The 17,831-nt window shown below is 64.3% G+C and carries 14 protein-coding genes; 3 read left to right on the top strand and 11 right to left on the bottom strand.

Annotated features, from left to right (window positions below; genetic code table 11):
- Nucleotides 1–63: 63 nt before the first annotated feature.
- Nucleotides 64–1,176: an NADH:flavin oxidoreductase/NADH oxidase gene (locus IGS60_RS00190; RefSeq protein ID WP_230501691.1), complete on the bottom strand. Its 1,113-nt coding sequence runs from the start codon at nt 1,174–1,176 to the stop codon at nt 64–66.
- Nucleotides 1,177–1,337: 161 nt separating this feature from the next.
- On the opposite strand from IGS60_RS00190, the gene IGS60_RS00185 reads away from it, so the two are divergent.
- Nucleotides 1,338–1,898: a glycine zipper 2TM domain-containing protein gene (locus tag IGS60_RS00185; protein WP_230501690.1), complete on the top strand. Its 561-nt coding sequence runs from the start codon at nt 1,338–1,340 to the stop codon at nt 1,896–1,898.
- A 6-nt stretch (nt 1,899–1,904) separates the two neighbouring features.
- Here IGS60_RS00185 and IGS60_RS00180 read toward each other — a convergent pair whose 3' ends face one another.
- The 10 genes from IGS60_RS00180 to IGS60_RS00135 all read right to left on the bottom strand — a co-directional run bounded on the left by IGS60_RS00180 (nt 1,905) and on the right by IGS60_RS00135 (nt 16,889).
- Nucleotides 1,905–2,414, bottom strand: coding sequence for a DUF1993 family protein (locus IGS60_RS00180; RefSeq protein WP_230501688.1), 510 nt, complete (start codon nt 2,412–2,414; stop codon nt 1,905–1,907).
- Nucleotides 2,415–2,513: 99 nt separating this feature from the next.
- The gene (locus IGS60_RS00175; protein WP_070311516.1) at nt 2,514–3,488 is read right to left on the bottom strand and encodes a DUF2167 domain-containing protein; all 975 of its coding nucleotides are present in this window, start codon (nt 3,486–3,488) and stop codon (nt 2,514–2,516) included.
- 145 nt (nt 3,489–3,633) lie between these two features.
- Nucleotides 3,634–4,653, bottom strand: coding sequence for a succinylglutamate desuccinylase (locus IGS60_RS00170; RefSeq protein WP_230501686.1), 1,020 nt, complete (start codon nt 4,651–4,653; stop codon nt 3,634–3,636).
- Nucleotides 4,653–9,380 (bottom strand): NAD-glutamate dehydrogenase domain-containing protein, encoded by a 4,728-nt coding sequence (locus tag IGS60_RS00165; RefSeq protein ID WP_230501684.1) that lies wholly within the window; start codon nt 9,378–9,380, stop codon nt 4,653–4,655. Before IGS60_RS00165 ends, IGS60_RS00170 begins: the two co-directional genes overlap by 1 nt.
- 154 nt (nt 9,381–9,534) lie before the next feature.
- Complete coding sequence (gene astB / locus IGS60_RS00160) at nt 9,535–10,875, bottom strand: N-succinylarginine dihydrolase (protein ID WP_230501682.1); 1,341 nt, start codon at nt 10,873–10,875, stop codon at nt 9,535–9,537.
- A gap of 20 nt (nt 10,876–10,895) precedes the next feature.
- Nucleotides 10,896–12,377 carry a succinylglutamate-semialdehyde dehydrogenase gene (gene astD, locus IGS60_RS00155; protein WP_230501680.1) on the bottom strand — a complete coding sequence of 494 codons (1,482 nt, stop codon included), beginning with the start codon at nt 12,375–12,377 and terminating at the stop codon, nt 10,896–10,898.
- Nucleotides 12,370–13,422, bottom strand: coding sequence for an arginine N-succinyltransferase (gene astA, locus IGS60_RS00150; protein WP_230501678.1), 1,053 nt, complete (start codon nt 13,420–13,422; stop codon nt 12,370–12,372). Before astA ends, astD begins: the two co-directional genes overlap by 8 nt.
- A gap of 13 nt (nt 13,423–13,435) precedes the next feature.
- On the bottom strand, nt 13,436–14,467 hold the full coding sequence (locus IGS60_RS00145; protein WP_070220671.1) for an arginine N-succinyltransferase: 1,032 nt from the start codon (nt 14,465–14,467) through the stop codon (nt 13,436–13,438).
- Nucleotides 14,468–14,562: 95 nt separating this feature from the next.
- A complete protein-coding gene (gene astC, locus IGS60_RS00140; RefSeq protein ID WP_070220673.1) occupies nt 14,563–15,804 on the bottom strand; it encodes an acetylornithine/succinylornithine family transaminase in 1,242 nt (413 codons plus the stop codon).
- Nucleotides 15,805–15,944: 140 nt separating this feature from the next.
- Nucleotides 15,945–16,889: a GlxA family transcriptional regulator gene (locus IGS60_RS00135; protein WP_230501675.1), complete on the bottom strand. Its 945-nt coding sequence runs from the start codon at nt 16,887–16,889 to the stop codon at nt 15,945–15,947.
- A 130-nt stretch (nt 16,890–17,019) separates the two neighbouring features.
- Here IGS60_RS00135 and IGS60_RS00130 point away from each other — a divergent pair, with 130 nt between their 5' ends.
- Together IGS60_RS00130 and IGS60_RS00125 are read left to right on the top strand one after the other, a co-directional pair.
- A complete protein-coding gene (locus tag IGS60_RS00130) occupies nt 17,020–17,454 on the top strand; it encodes a MarR family winged helix-turn-helix transcriptional regulator (RefSeq protein ID WP_070220677.1) in 435 nt (144 codons plus the stop codon).
- A gap of 45 nt (nt 17,455–17,499) precedes the next feature.
- The gene (locus tag IGS60_RS00125; protein WP_070220679.1) at nt 17,500–17,784 is read left to right on the top strand and encodes a hypothetical protein; all 285 of its coding nucleotides are present in this window, start codon (nt 17,500–17,502) and stop codon (nt 17,782–17,784) included.
- Nucleotides 17,785–17,831: the final 47 nt, after the last annotated feature.

The raw sequence follows: 17,831 nt of genomic DNA, 5'->3' as shown, positions 1-17,831 counted from the left end.
TGGCGCATGTCGAAGCGTCCTGGAGAAATGGGAAAGAAGCGTCAGTGTAGCAGACGAGACACGTTAGCGCTGGCCCAGAGTCGTGTCGCCGAACAGGTTCTTGAACTCACGCGGCTGCGAGCGCCAGTACTGCGGCGGCGCCGACACTTGCGCGCCCAGCTGGGCCGCCGCATGCCAGGGCCAGCGGGGATCGAACAGGATGGCGCGCGCCAGCGCCACCATATCGGACTGGCCATTGGCGATGATGTCTTCGGCCTGCTGCGCTTCCGTAATCAAACCCACGCTGATTGTCGGCAAGCCGCTGTCGCGCTTGATGCGTTCGGCAAACGCCACCTGGTAGCCGGGTCCCACGGGAATCTGCTGCTGCGGCGAAATGCCGCCGCTGGAGACATGGATGAAATCGGCGCCCAACTGCTTGAGTTCCTGCGCGAAACGCACGCTTTGTTCGATTTCCCATCCGCCCTCGACCCAGTCGGTGGCGGAAAGGCGCACGCCCACGGCCATGCTGGCCGGCACGGCGGCGCGCACGGCTTCATAGACTTCCAGCGGAAAGCGCATGCGATTGTCCAGGCTGCCGCCATACGCATCGCTGCGCTGGTTGGACAGGGGCGACAGGAATTGGTGCAGCAGATAGCCGTGCGCCGCATGCAATTCGATGCCCTCGATGCCGAGCGCGTGCACGCGCTGGGCCGCGGCGACAAACGCTCCCTTGATTTGCAGCAAGCCCATCTCGTCGAGGGCGAGCGGCACGGTTTCACCCGGCGCGTGGGCGATGGCCGATGGCGCCACCGTTTGCCAGCCGCCGTCGGCCAGATGCACGCAGGTGCCGCCCTGCCACGGCGCACGGCTCGATGCCTTGCGCCCCGCGTGGCCCAGCTGCACCACCAGCGGGATCGGGGAGTGGCGGCGGATCGCCTGCACCACCTTGGCCAGCGCGGTTTGATTCGCGTCCGACCACAGGCCCAGGTCGTCGGCCGAGATGCGTCCCTCGGGCGAGACGGCCGTCGCTTCCGTCATCAGCAGCCCCGCGCCGGACAGGGCCAACTGGCCCAGGTGGATCATGTGCCAGTCGGTGGCGTTGCCGTTGTCGGCCGAGTACTGGCACATGGGCGCAATGGCGATGCGGTTGGCCACGTGCAGCGGCCCCAATGCAAACGGCGTGAATAGCTGGCTCATGGCGGACTTTCGGAAAAGGGGAAGCACCGATTCTACTGTGCTTTGGAAAGCGCGGCTTACACCTGCTTACGTTTGATACAGCGCAAGGGCTAGCCTTGGGCAGGCGGGGCCGCTAATCTGGACACATCAACAACACCCGCAATACCACCCCAGGAGAACACATGAACACGACGACTACCGCCAGCCGCATCCACCCCTTGATGGCCGGCGCCGCCATTTCCGTGACGGTCCTGTGCCTGGTGGGCGCGGCGTCCATCGCCGGCATCCTGCCCAATTCGCGGGCGAATGTACCTGCCGACGTGGCCGCCATGACGCCGGCGAACGCGGCAGCCCTGGCAGCGCCCGCGACTGCTCCCGTAACCGCACCGCTGGCCGCTCCCGTGGTGGCACAAGCCGCCCCCGCTCCGGCGCCGGCACCCGTCGTGCACAAGCGCGTCGTGCACCACACGCAGGTGGCGCAGGCCCGTCCTGCCTACCGTGACAACAACGATGGCTACCGCGACACGGCCTACCGCGAACCGGTCCGCCAGCAGCAACCGGTGCCTGCGCCCGCCCAGCCCAACTACGTGGGCATCGGAACGGGCGCCGTTATCGGCGGCTTGATCGGCAATCAGGTCGGTGGCGGCCGCGGCAAGGCGCTGGCGACGGTGGCCGGCGTGATCGGCGGCGGCATGCTGGGCAATGCGGTGCAAAACCAGGTTCAGCAGCAACCGCAGCAATAATCAGTCTCAGTCATACGGGCCAAGATAATCGAGCTTGCCCACGGCCACGCCATTGTTGCGCAGGATGGCGTGGACCATGGAGACGTGGAAATAGAAATTCGGCAAGGCAAAGCTGAGCAGGTAATCGTCGCCCGAGAATTTTGTCCCCTCGTCTGTCCAGTTCAGCACCACTTCCTTCTGCGCGCTGCCCGCCATCTGGCCCGCATTGACGCTGTCGATATAGGCGATGGTGTTGGAGATGCGTTCCTGTAACTGCTCGAACGACGCTTCATTATCCTCGAACTTCGGCGCCGGCACGCCGCTCAGGCGCTCGACCGACATCTTCGACGTATCGCTGGCGCGCTGCACCTGCGCCGTCAAGTCCAGCATGTCGGGCGCCAGCTGCGCGCCCAGCAAAATCTCGGGCACGATGCCGTCTTCCTCGACATGCGCTTGCGCTTTTTCCAGCAGGGCCGAGACGACCCGCAAGCCGCGGATGAAGACGGGGATGGTTGCCTGATACATGGACACGGACATGACTGACTCCTGATAGTGAACGATGAGTCAGTGTACCCGAGGCGCTGTTTTCGGACAGGGCGCGCATGTGCGCCGGCGCACCGAGCGGCTCAGTTCATCCTACTTTTCCAGATTCACCTTGCCATCGGGCGCATGACCGGGCTGTTCCGCAGGTTCCGGCTGCGGTGCTGGCTGCGGCTGCGGCTTGTCCTTGCGCTTGCCGCCGAAAAACTTGACGATGGCCGCACCGGCGCCGACCACGGCCAGGATCAGCACTTTCTTGAAGGCCAGCAGCAGCGCCAGCAGTTTGCCGAACAGGCCCAGCTTGCTGGCCACGCCACCGGCCACCAGCGCCGCCAGGCCGTATTCGGCCACCTTGTCCGTCTTGCTGTCGAAATCCGTGTAGCGGTTACCGTCGGTAAATTCCGTGAACGCCGTCACTTGCTGCATCTCTTTCTTGATCGCTTCGATCTGCTGCATGCTGGCGATCGCGTTCAGGTTCAGTACGCCTTCGCGCCCCAGCACGCGCACGTTGTAGTTCAGCGAGTGCTCGCCGCCATCGACCATCAAATCCTTGGCCCAGTACAGCTTGTGCGTATCCTTGGCATAGCTGGGTTTTTCCGCCCAACCCATCAAATGGATGCCGGGATAGCCCTGCTTCTTGCGCTCCGCATTGTTTTCCAGCACGGACGCCTGCATATCCTTGAGCAATTCGTCGTATTTGATGCTGTCCGCATCGTCATCCTTGATATGCCCTTCCTTTTCATACGTGACGATCACGCCCCAGCTATCGCGCTCGAGCACGCTGGTCTTGGCGGGCACGATCATGCCCAGCGATTCCATGCCAGGTGGATTACCCCAGGCATCGACCAGCACGCGCTCGGCGTCCGTCGGCGACAGGTAACGGAAGTTGGCGGGCAAATCCAGGGTGGCGATGCCGCCCGGCAAGGTGATCTTGCCGCGCTGCAGGTGCAGCTGGGCGAGGAATTGCTCGGCCGTCATTTCCGGTGCGGCCGCCTTCTCATCGGCAGGGGCGGCAGCCGTGAGGCCGGAGAGGGTCAGGCACAGCAAGGCTGTCAGCAGGCGTTTCAACATGATTGGTCCAAAAAATTGCAAAGGGTAAATATTTTAAACCAATCAATTGCTTAATGGATAATTATTTCTGTGCGGCATTTTTTATGAAAAAAGCGCCAGGCGGGTTTCCCCGGCTGGCGCCAAATGCTGTGTGAGGACTGGACGATCAAGCCACGCGCACCACCATCAAACCGGCGCGCAAGCCCACGCGCACATCGGGGTTCGGGAACACCACCAGCTCTTCCGCGTGCTGCACCGTGTAGACGTGGTCGCCATCGCTGGCGATCACGGCGTGCTGCGGCAGGGAGGTGAAATTCTGCGTGCCGCGATCGAAGGCCATGCGGAACTCCTCGCTGTGCTTGATGATTTCCTGCGCCACCTTGAACACGTGCGGTTGCGCCTTGACGGGCTGCGCAGGCAGGCCGCGCAACAGGCCGTCCAGCGCCCGCGACACGTCGTCGAACAGCGATAAATCGTTCTGCCCCAGGGTGCCCACGCGGCCCAGCTCCACCGTGCTGGCGGCCGCGCCGCAATGCTCGGCCGAATAATAACTGTAAGTGCCGGCAGACTGCGGGTTCATGATGATGGCGCCGATGGCCGCCTGGCCCAGCCAATCGATCAGCTGCGCCTTGGCGTCTTCGGCCACCAGGTCCGGCACGATGGCAAACGTGGGGTACACGGAAGGCCGGATGGCCGTGTGCAAATCCAGGTGCCAGCGCGCGGGACCGGCCGCGTCAAAGAACGCTTTGGTCGCGGCGATCATTTCATCGGCGCGCGCGCTTTCCGCCGCTTGCGCCAGGCTGCCCCGCACGGGACGGAACATGCGATTGAGGTCGGCGTCGATGAAACGCTTGCCGGCCCGGATCGCGTCGACATTGCCCACGCAGACGAGCAAATCGACGGCCAGCTGCGACGCATCGCGCGACAGGGCGTCGAGCAGATGCGCGAGCACTTCGATCGGTCCCGTCTCGTCGCCATGCACGCCGACAGAAACGGCCACGCTGGCGCGGCCCTTATCGGCTTGCGGCTTGACGACTTGCAGCATGCCGGGCGCCGGCAAGGCCACCGTGAAACCGGCGTTGGCGAACAGCTGCGCCACACCGCTGAAATCGGCCTGCGCCAGCGCCTGCACGGCTGGCGGCAAGCCGCCAGCGCCCTCTACTAGCTGTGTTGCATCTTGCGTCATTACACCGCCGCTTCCGCTGGGGTTTTTACCGTGATTTTATTCACGGCTTCCGACAAGGTCCACACGTCCAGCATGGCTTGCTCCAGTTCCGTCGCCGCCACATAGGCCGACAGGCCCAGCGCGCCCGTCACCGCATCGACGGCCTGGCCCGCATTGCCTTGCTCGGCGCGCGCCAGCACCTGCGTCAGCAGACGCTGTTGCGTGCGGCGCAGGGCTTGCTGCGCGTAGTTGCGCAACTGTTCCTGCGACTTGCCTTGCGCGGCCAGCTTCAGGCCACGCTCCAGGGTATCGATGCCCGCCTGGCTGCGCAGCGCCAGGCCCACTTGCAGGAACGCCGCCAGGTCCATCGAGGCAGGACGCGGCACGGACAGGGCCGGGAACAGGAAGCCGGCAACGACTTCCAGCGCATCGACCGCATCCCACGCTTGCACGAAGGCCGGCGTCAAGCCCGGCACCAGCGCCGCTTCCGACTTGATGCCGACGGCTTTGAGCAGCTCGCGCTTCGATTCCGCGCCAAACAAACGCGTCAGTTCAGCCAGTCCCGCGCCGCGCAATTGCTCGGCCGGCACGGACAGCACGCCGGCGATCATCGTTTGCTGCAGCACGCGCGTTTGCGCATCGACCTTGATCGACACGTCGCGCGGCACCGTCAGGGCATCCGCATCGAGCGCGTCGAACACGGGCGCCAGGTTCAGCGCCACCCATGCCTGACCCCAGGCCAGGATCACGGCCGACTCGTCCACGCCATGTTCCGCCGCCAGGTTGCGGATCATCAGCGGGCCGCAGCGGTTGATCACTTCATTGGCCAGCACGGTCGCCAGGATGGCGTTGGCCAGCGGGTGGTCGAGCGCCGAACGGGTTGCCACCAGCAAGGATGGGAAGTACGGTTTGAGCACCGGCTCGGCCCACGTTTCGTCCGTCAGCGGCAGGGCGGACAGGATGCGCTTGAAACGGTTCTTCACGTTGGCGATCACCACCGCCAGTTCCGGCGTGGTCAGGCCCCGGCCATCTGCCTTGCGACGCGCCAGTTCGGCCACCGATGGCAATTGCTCCAGTTCGCGCGACAGGGCGCCTTCTTCTTCCAGGCTGGCGATCAGGGCGGCATAGCCATCCTGCACGGCGCTCTCGCCTTGCGCCTGCAGCTCGCGCACCAGCAAATGCGTCTGCTGCGTGTTGTCGCGCAAGACCAGGCGCTCGACGTCGTCCGTCATCGCATACAGCTCGCGGTTGCGTTCCGCTTCCGTCAGCTTGCCCGCATTGACTTCCACGTCCAGCCAGATTTTCACGTTCACTTCATGGTCCGAGCAATCGACGCCGGCCGAATTGTCGATCGCATCGGTGAAGATGCGTCCGCCCGCCAGCGCGAACTCGATGCGGCCCGCTTGCGTCGCACCGAGGTTGCCGCCTTCGGCCACGACCTTGACGCGCAGCTCATTGCCATTGACGCGGATATGGTCATTCGCGCGGTCCTTCACCTGTGCGTGCGTCTCGGTCGAGGCCTTGATGTAGGTGCCGATGCCGCCGTTGTAGAACAGGTCCACCGGGGATTTCAGGATGCGGTGCATCAGTTCTTCCGGCGCCAGCGAGGTCTCCGTGATATCGAGCGCGGCGCGGATCTGCGGCGACAGCTCGATCGTGCGGGCGGAACGCGGATACACGCCGCCGCCTGCCGAGATCAAGTCCTTGTTGTAGTCGTCCCACGACGAGCGCGGCAAGGCGAACAGGCGCGCGCGTTCCTCGAACGAGACGGCGACATCCGGTGTCGGGTCGAGGAAGATATGACGGTGGTCGAATGCGGCCACCAGTTTCAGCTGGCGCGACAACAATACGCCGTTACCGAACACGTCGCCCGACATGTCGCCCACGCCGACCATGGTGATCGGGGTGGTGTTCAGGTCGTGGTCCATTTCATAGAAGTGGCGCTTCACGGCTTCGAATGCGCCCTTGGCCGTGATGCCCAGTTTCTTGTGGTCGTAGCCGTTCGAGCCGCCCGAGGCGAACGCGTCGCCGAGCCAGAAACCGCGCTGCACGGCGATGCCGTTGGCAATGTCCGAGAACGTGGCCGTGCCCTTGTCGGCGGCGACCACCAGATACGGGTCGGCGTCGTCGAAGCACACGGTGTCGACTGGCGCGACGATATTACCCAGCGAGCGGTTGTCCGTCACTTCCAGCAGGCTGGAAATGAACAGGCGGTAGACGGCTTCGCCTTCGGCCGCGATGGTTTCACGCACGGCGTCCTTCGGCATCATCTTGCAGACAAAACCGCCCTTCGCGCCGGCCGGCACGATGACGGCGTTCTTGACCATCTGCGCCTTGACGAGGCCCAGCACTTCGGTGCGGTAGTCTTCCATGCGGTCGGACCAGCGCAAGCCGCCGCGGGCGACAGGGCCGCCGCGAAGGTGCACGCCTTCGAAGCGGCGCGAGAACACAAAGATCTCGCGGTAAGGACGCGGTTCCGGCACCAGCGCCAGGCTGCTGGTGTCGAACTTGAAGATGATCTTGTCGCCTTGTTGATTGTTCTGGAAGTAGCTGGTGCGCAGGGTGGCTGCCATCAGGTCGGCCAGCGCGCCGAGGATTTCCTCGGTATCGGCATGGTTCACGGATGGCAGGCCCGCCTTGATGGCGGCGATTGCCTCCAGGGCGGCCGCGTGCTGCGCATCGGACAGCGCTGGGTCGAAGCGCTGCAGGAAGGCTTCGACCAGGGCTTTGACCTGGGCCGGCTGTTTGCGCAGGCTCTCGGCGATGTAGCGCACCGAGAAGCGGCTGCCCGTCTGGCGCCAGTAGCTGGTGTAGGCGCGCACCAGCTGCACTTCGCGCGTCGACAAGCCGCCTTCGATGACGAGGCCATTCAGGCGGCCATCTTCGGCCGTGTCGTTGAACAGGGCGGCAAACAGTTCCTGCGCCACGGCGACGACGGATGGCTGCGCCAGTTTCGCCGCGCTGGCGGCATCGACCGTCAGGCTGGTGACGAAATAGCGCGTGCCGTCGGACAGCGAAACCGAATACGCCTGTTCGCGGTCGATGGCCACGCCCGCATTGTGCAGTGCCGGCAGGATGGTCGACAGCGGCGGCACCTTGTTGGCCGAGTACAGGCGAATCGTGGTCACAAAGCCCGTCTCGATGCGCACCGCCACGTGCGCCGGATCGGTATTGCGCAGGATGGTGTCGAGGTCGCGGAAGGCGACGGCCGGCGCGGTGGCGGCCACGTAATCGAGCGGTAACGTGGCGCAGAGTTTGCGCAGGCTGGTGCGCAGGGCCACGTCGGGCACGGCGTCGGCCACGGCGGCAAAGCCGTTATGCCAGCCATCGAGCACGCCCAGCAGCGGCTGTTCGATATCCGTTTCCAGGTCCAGCGGGTAGCGCGCGGCGTGGGCGATCAGGTAGACGCGCGCCAGCGGGCCGTCGGCCACCAGGGTCTGCGTGCTCACGTGGGTGGCGCCGGAACTGGCTTGCAGGGCTTTTGCCAGGCTCGATGCGACGCTGGCGCTGTAGCGCTCGCGCGGCAGGTAGACCAGCACGTTCAGGTGGCGCGCGTACACGTCGCGGCGCGCGAAGACCTTGGTGCGCGGCTGCTTGTACAGCGAAACGACGGAACCGCACACTTGCGCCAGCCAGTCGAGGTCCGCTTCCAGCGCTTCCGTGCGCGGCAGCGATTCGAGGATTTCGCGGAATTTCTCGGCACGGAAGCCTTGCTGGCGCACGCCGGCCAGGCTCAGTACCTTGGCCACGCGGCCGCGCGCAAACGGCAGCGCCGCCAGCGGGGTGGAATTGCCGGCACGGGTGAACAGGCCGACGAAGCAATGCTCGCCCAGGATCGCGCCTTGCGCATCCATGTCGCGCACGCCGATGAAGTCGAGCTGCTGGTCGCGGTGCAAAGTGCCCGCCACGTCGGCCTTGACGATGGACAGCGCCGAGTCGCGCTTGGCCAGGGTGTCGAAGTCGCCCGGGATATTCGCCAGGCAGGTGCCGTAGACCGGGTGCGCCGTATCCTGCAGCACGCCGACACGGCTCGGGATGTCGCGTTCGAGTTCGCGCACGCCCGGCTTGACGCGGTAGTAGGCATAGCCGAACACTTCAAAGCCGCCGCTGCGGGCCCATTCCAGGAAGGCGGCCACTTCCGCGCCCTCTTCGCCATGCTGCGCTGCGGCCGTGGCGACGGCGGCCAGGCGCTCGCTCATGGCGGCGGCATCGCGGCGCACGACGGCAGCGTCACGCGCGACCGTTTCCAGGGCGGCGACCAGCGCGGCCAGGGCTTGCGGCGCCAGTTCTTCGTCGAGCAGCACCAGCACATACGATTCGAGCGGATCGCCCGGCTGGCGCACCGCTTCGACGCTGCCATCAAGAGCGCGGTGCACGGGCAGAACGGTGTTCATCACGCCGCGCACGGCCAGGTGCTGGCGGCGCATGGCCATGACGATGGAGTCGACCAGGTAAGGCATGTCTTCGTTCAGGATCAGCAAGGCGCTCGCCATGCCGCCACGGCCATCCGCGTAACGCAGGGTGGCGATTTGACAGCCGCTGCCGGTGCGCTTGGCCGCTTGCGTGAAGCCGTCGACCAGCACGGGCGCCAGGCTGCCGGGCGCGATGTCGGCCAGGTCTTCGGCGTCGAGCGAGTCGAGCCATGCCTGCACCAGCTGCACGACAGGCGCTGCCGCCTTGCCCGCATTGCCAGCCGCGTTAATCAGCTCCAGCGTTTGTGTACGCAAATCTTGTGGCGTGTGATTCATCTTGCATCTCCATTACGGTAATGTGAATGTCCAACGCTGTCGTTCGGGCTTGTGGCTGGGCGGCAGCGGTGTCAAGAGACGGGGGTCGCCCGTCCAATTCTGTCTGTGCTACGGATAGTCTGTCTCGGATTTTTTCTGTGTGTTTTTCTATCGCCTACAAGTCGTACAATCCAGGTAAGTTGAGGATGATCGTCAATTCTTCAAGCGCCGCGTGCACTTCCAGCGCCAGCTGCGGGTCGGCCAGGTCGCCCGGCTCCAGATGGTCGCGGTAGTGCTTTTCCACCCACTGCACCAGCCGATGGTACAGCGTTTCCGTCATGATCACGCCCTGGTGCATGGCGCGCGCCTCGGTTTGCGTCAGGGCCACGCGCAAACGCAGGCAGGCGGGCCCGCCGCCGTTGCGCATGCTCTGGCGCAGGTCGAAATGGATCAGTTCATCAATCGGTCCACCGCCCGCCACCAGGCCTTCCAGGTAGCGCGACACGGCGCGGTTTTCCTGGCATTCCTGCGGGATCACCAGCGCCATCTTGCCGCCCTCTTTCGTCAGCAACTGGCTGTTGAACAGATAGCTGCTGACGGCGTCCGCGATCGGCACCTGGCCCGTGTCCACGCGCAAGGCTTGCAGTTCCGCCCCCGTGGCGGCAACGGCGCGGCGCAGCTGCGACAGGCTTTCCTCTTCATCGGCAAACGCCTGTTCGTGATAGAACAGCACGTTGCCATTGCCGACGGCGATGACGTCGTTATGGAACACGCCCTGGTCGATCACTTCCGGATTCTGCTGCACGTACACGGTGCGCTTCGCGTCGAGGCCGTGCAATCGCGCCACGGCTTGCGACGCTTCCAGGGTCTGGCGTGCCGGATAGCGCTTCGGCGACGGCGCGGAAGGATCGAACTCCACGCGACCATACACGAACAATTCAACGGACGGCGCGCCGTGGCTGGCGCCCAAACGCGTGTGGTTGGCCGCGCCCTCGTCGCCGAAGGCGGGCGTCGACGGCAGCGCGTCGTGCACGGCGAAGTGCTGCTCGTCGCTGAAAATGGCGCGCAGGCTGCGCGCCGACTGCGCGTGCTCGAAGGCGCGGTGCAGCTTGTTATTCAGATTGGCGGCCGTAAAATGCACGCTCCCATCGTGCGTATCGGCCGACGGGCTGACCGTGGCGGCGTTCGCCGTCCACATGGGCGAGGCGGAGTACGCGCAGGCCAGGATGACGGGCGACTCCTGGTAAGCGCGCGCCAGCACCTCGGCGTCCGTGCCCGTGAAACCGATGGAGCGCAGCAGGCGGAAATTCGGCCGGTCCTGCGGCGGCAGCAAGGCTTGCGCAAAGCCGCGCGCGGCCAGCGCACGCATCTTGGCCAGGCCCTGCAAGGCGGCCTGCTTCGGATTCGAGGCGCTTTTCACATTGCTGAACGAGGCCACGTTGCCGAACGAGAGTCCGGCATAGTTATGCGATGGCCCGACCAGGCCGTCAAAATTGTATTCGCGCGTGCTGTGCATGGGAGGCATGTCCTTAAAATTTAGAAATTCAGGCCGGGCGACAGCTTGGCCGGCAGTTCCAATACGCTGTTCTCGATCGACGCGACCGGATAGGCGCAGTAATCGGCCGCGTAATAGGCGCTCGGACGGTGGTTGCCCGACTTGCCGATGCCGCCGAACGGCGCCGTGCTGGCCGCGCCCGTGGTCGGACGGTTCCAGTTGATGATGCCGGCGCGCGCGCGCGTCTGGAACGTTTGCCACAGGGCCGCATCGTCGGACAAGAGCGCCGCGGCCAGGCCAAATTCGGTGGCGTTGGCAACCTTCAGGGCCGCATCGAAATCGGCCACGCGGATCACCTGCAGCAGAGGGCCGAACCATTCCTCGTCGGGGATGCCGACGGCAGCGGTGACGTCGACGATGCCGGCCGTGACAAAGCCCGCCTCGGGATTCAACTGGCGCATCTGCAGCAGGGCCGTGCCGCCCTTGGCCACCATGTCGGCCTGCGCCTGCACCAGGCGCGCGGCCACGGCACTGGACACCACTGGACCCATGAACGGCTGCGGCTGGGCGTCGGATGCGCCGATGCCCAGTTTCGCGGCCACTTCCACCAGGCGCGCGACGAAGGCAACACCGGCGGCATTATCCTGCACCACCAGGCGGCGCGCGCAGGTGCAGCGCTGGCCGGCCGAGACAAAGGCGGAGAAGATCGCGTGGTGCACGGCGGCGTCCACGTCCTTCACATCCCATACGACCAGGGCGTTGTTGCCGCCCATTTCCAGCGCCAGCATCTTGCCCGGCTGGCCGCCGAACTGGCGGTGCAGGCTGATGCCCGTCTGGCAGGAACCCGTAAACAGTACGCCGTCGAGCAAGGCATTGGCGCCCAGCGCCACGCCCGTGTCGCGCCCGCCGTTGACGAGGTTGACGACGCCATTCGGCAAGCCGGCCTGCTGCCACAGCTGCACGGTTTTGATGGCCGTGCGCGGCGCATATTCGCTGGGCTTGAAGACGATGGTGTTACCGGCGATCAGGGCCGGCACGATATGGCCGTTCGGCAGGTGGCCGGGGAAATTGTATGGGCCGAAGACGCCGAACACGCCATGCGGACGGTGGCGCAGCACGGCGTCGCCATCGGCGATCCTGCTTTGCGTGATGCCCGTGCGCGCGTGGTACGACTGCACCGAGATATCGATCTTGTTGGCCATGGTGGCCACTTCCGTGCGCGACTCCCACAGCGGCTTGCCCACTTCTTCCGAGATCAAGAGCGCCAGCGCTTCGGCATGAACTTTCAGCAGTTCGCGGAAGCGCACGCAGATGGCGATGCGTTCCTCGACGGGCGTATCGGCCCATGCTTCGAAGGCGGCGCGGGCGGCCTGGCAAGCCTCTTCGACCTGTGTTGGCGTCGCTTCCAGGCTGGCCCAGGTCTGCTTGCCGTTCGACGGATCGATGGTGACGAGTTCGCGGCCCGTGCCCGGCAGCCAGGCGCCGTTGATGAAGTTCGATTGCGTGGTATTCACATTAGACATGGGGATGCTTCCTCGGGTTGAGTGACAAGGTGCGCACGGTGTCGCCGTTGCGGCAGCGCAGCAGATGCAGTTCAGCGTCATCGAGCGCGATCTTGCCGCTGTGCGGGTTGGCGCTGGTGACGATCATGCGGAAATCTTTCAGGTCGGTGTTCGACACCAGGTAAGGCTCGGCCTGGGCGGCGTCGCCGCACGCTTCCGGCGCAGCCCCGGCGTCGAGCACGGCCGGCATGCTGTCGCGCATGGCGCGCAGTTCGGACACGCGCGCCTGCAGCACGGGACCGGCGTCGAAGATGTCGACATAGCCCTCGAAGTGCAGGCCTTCCTGTTCCAGCAAACGGCGCGCGGGCGCCGTGCTCAGATGCACCTTGCCAATGACTTCCTGCGCCTCGTCGGGCAGGTAGGCCACGTACATGGGCTGGCGCGGCATCAGTTCGGCGATGAAGGATTTTTTACCGAGGCTCGTCAGATCGTCGACGTGGTGGAAATCCATCTTGAAGAAGTGGCGGCCCAGGCCTTCGTAGAACGGCGAGCTGCCGTCCGGCGCCTGGTAGCCGCGCATTTCGGCGATCAGCTTTTCCGTAAACAGGTGCGGGAACTGGGCGATGAACAGAAACCGGCTTTTCGACAGCAGCTTGCCATTGTTGCCGCTGCGGTAATCGGGGTGCAGGAACAGCGAGCACAGTTCCGTGCTGCCCGTCAGGTCGTTCGACAGGTACAAGGTTTCCATGCGCGTAAACACATCGAGTTCGCGGCTGGAATGGACCAGGGTGCCGATGCGGTAGTTATAGAACGGTTCGTCCAGGCCCACGGCGCCCTTGATGGCGCATACGCCGGCCAGGCGGCCCGTATCGGTATCCTCCATGACGAACATGTAGTCGCGCTTTTCGGGCGCGATGGTTTCGGCGAACGAGGCGCAGGCAATCGCCAGGCGGTCGCCCAGCATTTTCATGTCCGGCTTGAGGGTGGTCATGCCCGTGCCGACCTGGCTGGCCAGGCCATACAGGGCATCGAGGTCATTGGCGTTGATGGCGCGTACTACTAGCATAAAATTAACTCCCTTAGATACGCACGCAAATGACGCTGTCGCCTTCGGCCACGGCCAGCGCCTCGAGCAGGTCGGCCGGCAAGCCGATGCTGTCCTGCGCTTCGAGCGCATCGCAGGCAAAGGTCACGGCGCGGAAATTGCGCTCGGCGCCGGAAGCGACCGCATAATTGACTTTCAGGCCCGTGCGGCTGGGCGTGACGCCTGCGACGACGCGGCGCGTGAGCGAGCCCGTAAACGAGCGCAGCGCATGCTTGTGCGCTTGCAGGATCGGGCCGCCATCGAAGATGTCGATGTAATCGTCCGCTTCAAAGCCTTCTTCCGTCAGCAGATTGAACGCCAGTTCGCCGCTCGGGTGGATCTGGCCCATGGCCGCCTGCGCGTCGCCGGGCAGCAGCGGCACGTACACGGGGTAGTGCGGCATCAGTTCGACGATCAGGGTGCGGTTGCGCGCACCGCCGATGACTTTTTCGGCATCGAGGAAATCCATCTGGAAGAACTTGCGGCCCAGCGCATCCCAGAACGGCGACTGGCCGTTGGCGTCGGTGATGCCGGCCAGCGGCACGAAGAAGCGGTCACCGAAGCGGTGCGGCGCCAGCACGGCGAACAGCAGCCGCGCGCGCGACAGCAGGGCCGCTTCCAGGCCCGCCTGCTCCATATTGCGCACAAAGAAGCCGGACAGCTGCGAGTACGCCGTCAACTCCGAGCACAGGGTCAGCGCATGCACGCTGTGGCTGATGTTCAGGTCGCGCGAGACTTGCTGGATGACGTCGTTGCGAAAGGAAAAATAGGTGCCGTTCGAGCCGGCCGAGGCGAAGATGGCGGCCGTGCCGGCAATGCTCTTGTCGAGCAGGGATTCAAGCACGAAGAGGTACGACTCTTCGCTGGGGATGTCGACATGGGCGGCAAACGAGGCGATGGAGCGCTCGACGGAGGCGGCGATTTTCTCGCGCGTCTTCGGCAGGGTATGGACACCCGGCATGGTTACCGCGGCCAGCGCTTCGAGGGCTGCAATATCCGCAATTTCTACCGGACGGACAACATACATGGGTACTCCTTCAATGCTGACGATGCTGGGGGCAGAACCAAGCCGGCCCGCAGCAAAGCGGCGGGCCGGTGATCAAACAGGGAGCGAGGCTAGCCTCAGGCTTTCAGCATGCCGTCGATGGCGGCGCGCAGCAAGCGGCCCGCTTCGGCAATCTGCTCGTCCGAGACGATCAGGGCCGGTGCCAGGCGCACCACGTCCATGCCGGCGATCAGCACCATCAAGCCTTGCGCTTCGGCCGCTTTCTGGATGTCTTTCGCGCGGCCCTTGAAGGCATCGCTGACGACCAGGCCCAGCAGCAAGCCGCTGCCGCGCACGATGGAGAACACTTGCGGGTAATCCGTAATCAAGCCTTGCAGCATGGCGATGGTGTTGACGCTCGCTTCTTTCACCCGCGCCAGGAACGCTGGCGTGTTGATCGTGTCGAGCACGGTCAGGGCCACGGTGGCGGCCAGCGGATTGCCGCCGTAGGTGGTGCCGTGGGTGCCGACGGCCAGCGTTTGCGCCAGTTCATTCGTGGTCAGCATGGCGCCGATCGGGTAGCCGTTGCCCAGCGCCTTGGCGGCCGTCAGGATGTCCGGCGTGACGCCGTAGCCCATGTAGGCGAACAACGCGCCAGTGCGGCCCATGCCGCTCTGGACTTCGTCGAAAATCAAGAGGGCGCCGGTCTTGTCGCACAGGGCGCGCAGCTCCTTGAGGAATTCCGGATTGCCCGGCACCACGCCGCCTTCGCCTTGTACCGGCTCGACGATCACGGCGCACACGTCATCGCCGATGGCGGCGCGCGCCGCTTCGATGTCGTTGTAGGCGATGTGGTCGATCGACGGCGGCAGCGGCTCGAAGCCTTCCGTGTACTTGGCCTGGCCGCCGACGGACACCGTAAACAGGGTGCGACCGTGGAAAGAGCTGAAGCACGAGATGATGCGCGACTTGTGCGCGCCGAACTTGGTGTGCGCGTACTTGCGCGCCAGTTTCAGGGCCGCTTCGTTGGCTTCCGCGCCCGAGTTGCAGAAGAAGGCGCGGTCGGCGAAGGTCGCTTCCGTCAGGGCCAGCGCCAGGCGCAGCACAGGCTCGTTCGTATAGCCGTTGCCCAAATGCCACAAATTATTGATTTGCTTGGTCAGCACGTCGACCAGGGCCGGATGGCAGTGGCCCAGGCTGTTGACGGCGATGCCGGAGGTGAAATCGAGGTAATGCTTGCCTGACTGGTCCCACAGATCCAGTCCGGAACCGCGCACGGGCACCATGGCTGCAGGAGCGTAGGTAGGAACGAGGACCTGGTCAAAGGTTTCCCGGGTGACTGGACGAGCCGTTACGGTCGAATCAAGCTTGGCATTCATAGCATTTCCCCATCAATATGTTAGGTACTCCGCAGCTACGACAGCTACGTGTGTACTGCATTATAAAAAGCGGGATGCTAAAACTCTTTTGAATCTGCGACAAGGATTTTCACAATTCATCACAGCCGGGCTTGCCTTAATCAAACCGGGGGCATGAGCTTTCTTTGCCGCTCTTCGCGCGGTGTATTGCCAAACAGGGTGCCGAACGCCGTGGAAAAGTGCGAGCCGGAGGAAAAGCCGCACATCAGGCCTACTTGCACGATGGAATAATGTGTATCAAGCAACAGTTGCCGTGAGCGCTGCAGGCGCAGTTCCAGGTAGTAGCGCGACGGCAGGCTGCCCAGGTATTGCTTGAACAGCCGCTCCAGCTGGCGCCGCGACAGGCCCACCAGGCTGGCGATGTCGTCCGTCGACAGCGGCTCCTCGATATTGGCTTCCATCAAGGTCACCGCTTCGGACAGTTTCGGCTGCAACACGCCGAAGCGCGCCTGCAGGGCCACGCGCTGGCGTTCTTCCTTGCCGCGCACCTTGTCCACGCACAAGGCTTCCTTGACTAGCGCCTGCACGTCGGCGCCAAAGATGGTTTCGATCAGGGTCAGCGAAAAGTCGATACTGGCCGCGCCGCCGCAGCAGGTGATGTGCGGGCCGTCGATGTCGAACAAATGCGGCGTCAGGATGGCCCGTTCCGCCTTCGCTTCCGCATCGGCATACAAGGCCCACGGCAAGGCGATGCGCACACCATCCATGACGCCCGCGTCGGCCAGCCACAGCACGGCCGCCCCCACGCCGCCCCAAAACGGCGCCGAGCGGCAGCGCTCGATCACGGCCCGGCACAGCTCGTTGCGCAGCGGCGCCTGCGTTTCATCGGCCACCAGCAGCGCGATATGCCAGTGGCCGCCCTGCGCCGCCACCTGTTCCGGCGTGCGCACGTCCAGCTGGAACGCCTGCGGCCCCAGCGCCCGCGCGCACAGGCGCAGCGGCTGCACCAGGCCGGCCCACGTGATCGACTCGGCATCGCCGGCATGCACCAGCAGCAAACGCAACGGTTTGTCGAGGCCGATACGGGAAAGATTAGCGAAGGACATCGGCGGGCGGGATCGGGGCAAGGGCTGAGTTGCCCACATGATACCGGACTTCCGCCCCATCGAGCCCCTCATGCAAGGGCGCATCCTGGCGCGGCGGAAAAAAGCGGAGCGGAAGGATATAATCACTGCCATGGGTGAACGATATTTAAAAAGTATCCGGCTGCTGGCCGAATGCATGCAAGGCTTCGAGCGGTTTTCTAGCGACTTCGTGCGCCAGTACGGCTTGACGCATGCGCAATTCGACATCATTGCCACGCTCGGCAACACCTGCGGCATGTCCTACAAGGAACTGGGCCAGAAAACCCTGATTACCAAGGGGACTTTGACGGGCGTGGTGGACCGGCTGGAACAAAAGGGGCTGGTGATACGCGAACGTTGTCCACGCGACAAGCGTTCCTATTATGTGCGCCTGAGCTGCGAGGGCGAACAGGTGTTCCATGACGTGTTCCCCAAGCTGACCAAGCAGGGCCAACAGCTGTTCGACGGCTATACCGAAGACGATTTCATGCAGTTGGAAACTACCCTGGCGGGCTTGAAGCACGCCATCGCCAACGGCCACGGCTGACCATTCACCAAGCACAGACATTCAAACAAGACAAAGGAAACCAAGTTGAAAACCACACTGCTCGAAGGCAAAAAGCCCGCACATTTCGATAAACACATCATCGGCAACCTGCTGCTCAACGCCAGCACGCCGGAACTGGTGCGCCAGGAAAAACTGATCATCGGCGTGCGCAACGAAGACGGCGAAATCTACCGCCTGATCGGCGCCACCAAGCACAACAGCTTCATGAATGCCGTCGAAGAACTGTTCGACCTGGGCTTGACCGATGAACTGGAAGACAGCGACGAGCTGGTGGAAGGCTGCGACGCGATCTTCAGCGAAGCTCTGTAGTAGCGCTGAACAGGACCTGCTGCGCGGTGCGCTTTGCGGCCTGCGAT

This window comes from Janthinobacterium sp. FW305-128, assembly GCF_020858135.1.
Lineage (GTDB): Bacteria > Pseudomonadota > Gammaproteobacteria > Burkholderiales > Burkholderiaceae_D > Janthinobacterium.
This window is presented reverse-complemented; position numbering and strand designations above follow the sequence as displayed.

What these genes read in the sequence shown, in the direction of transcription:
- IGS60_RS00175 (WP_070311516.1), bottom strand. Translation starts at nt 3,488, where the DNA reads ATGTTGAAACGCCTGCTGACAGCCTTGCTGTGCCTGACCCTCTCCGGC.
- IGS60_RS00135 (WP_230501675.1), bottom strand. Translation starts at nt 16,889, where the DNA reads ATGTCCTTCGCTAATCTTTCCCGTATCGGCCTCGACAAACCGTTGCGT.
- astC (WP_070220673.1), bottom strand. Translation starts at nt 15,804, where the DNA reads ATGAATGCCAAGCTTGATTCGACCGTAACGGCTCGTCCAGTCACCCGG.
- IGS60_RS00180 (WP_230501688.1), bottom strand. Translation starts at nt 2,414, where the DNA reads ATGTCCGTGTCCATGTATCAGGCAACCATCCCCGTCTTCATCCGCGGC.
- IGS60_RS00170 (WP_230501686.1), bottom strand. Translation starts at nt 4,653, where the DNA reads ATGACGCAAGATGCAACACAGCTAGTAGAGGGCGCTGGCGGCTTGCCG.
- IGS60_RS00165 (WP_230501684.1), bottom strand. Translation starts at nt 9,380, where the DNA reads ATGAATCACACGCCACAAGATTTGCGTACACAAACGCTGGAGCTGATT.
- astD (WP_230501680.1), bottom strand. Translation starts at nt 12,377, where the DNA reads ATGTCTAATGTGAATACCACGCAATCGAACTTCATCAACGGCGCCTGG.
- IGS60_RS00130 (WP_070220677.1), top strand. Translation starts at nt 17,020, where the DNA reads ATGGGTGAACGATATTTAAAAAGTATCCGGCTGCTGGCCGAATGCATG.
- IGS60_RS00185 (WP_230501690.1), top strand. Translation starts at nt 1,338, where the DNA reads ATGAACACGACGACTACCGCCAGCCGCATCCACCCCTTGATGGCCGGC.
- IGS60_RS00190 (WP_230501691.1), bottom strand. Translation starts at nt 1,176, where the DNA reads ATGAGCCAGCTATTCACGCCGTTTGCATTGGGGCCGCTGCACGTGGCC.
- astB (WP_230501682.1), bottom strand. Translation starts at nt 10,875, where the DNA reads ATGCACAGCACGCGCGAATACAATTTTGACGGCCTGGTCGGGCCATCG.
- IGS60_RS00145 (WP_070220671.1), bottom strand. Translation starts at nt 14,467, where the DNA reads ATGTATGTTGTCCGTCCGGTAGAAATTGCGGATATTGCAGCCCTCGAA.
- astA (WP_230501678.1), bottom strand. Translation starts at nt 13,422, where the DNA reads ATGCTAGTAGTACGCGCCATCAACGCCAATGACCTCGATGCCCTGTAT.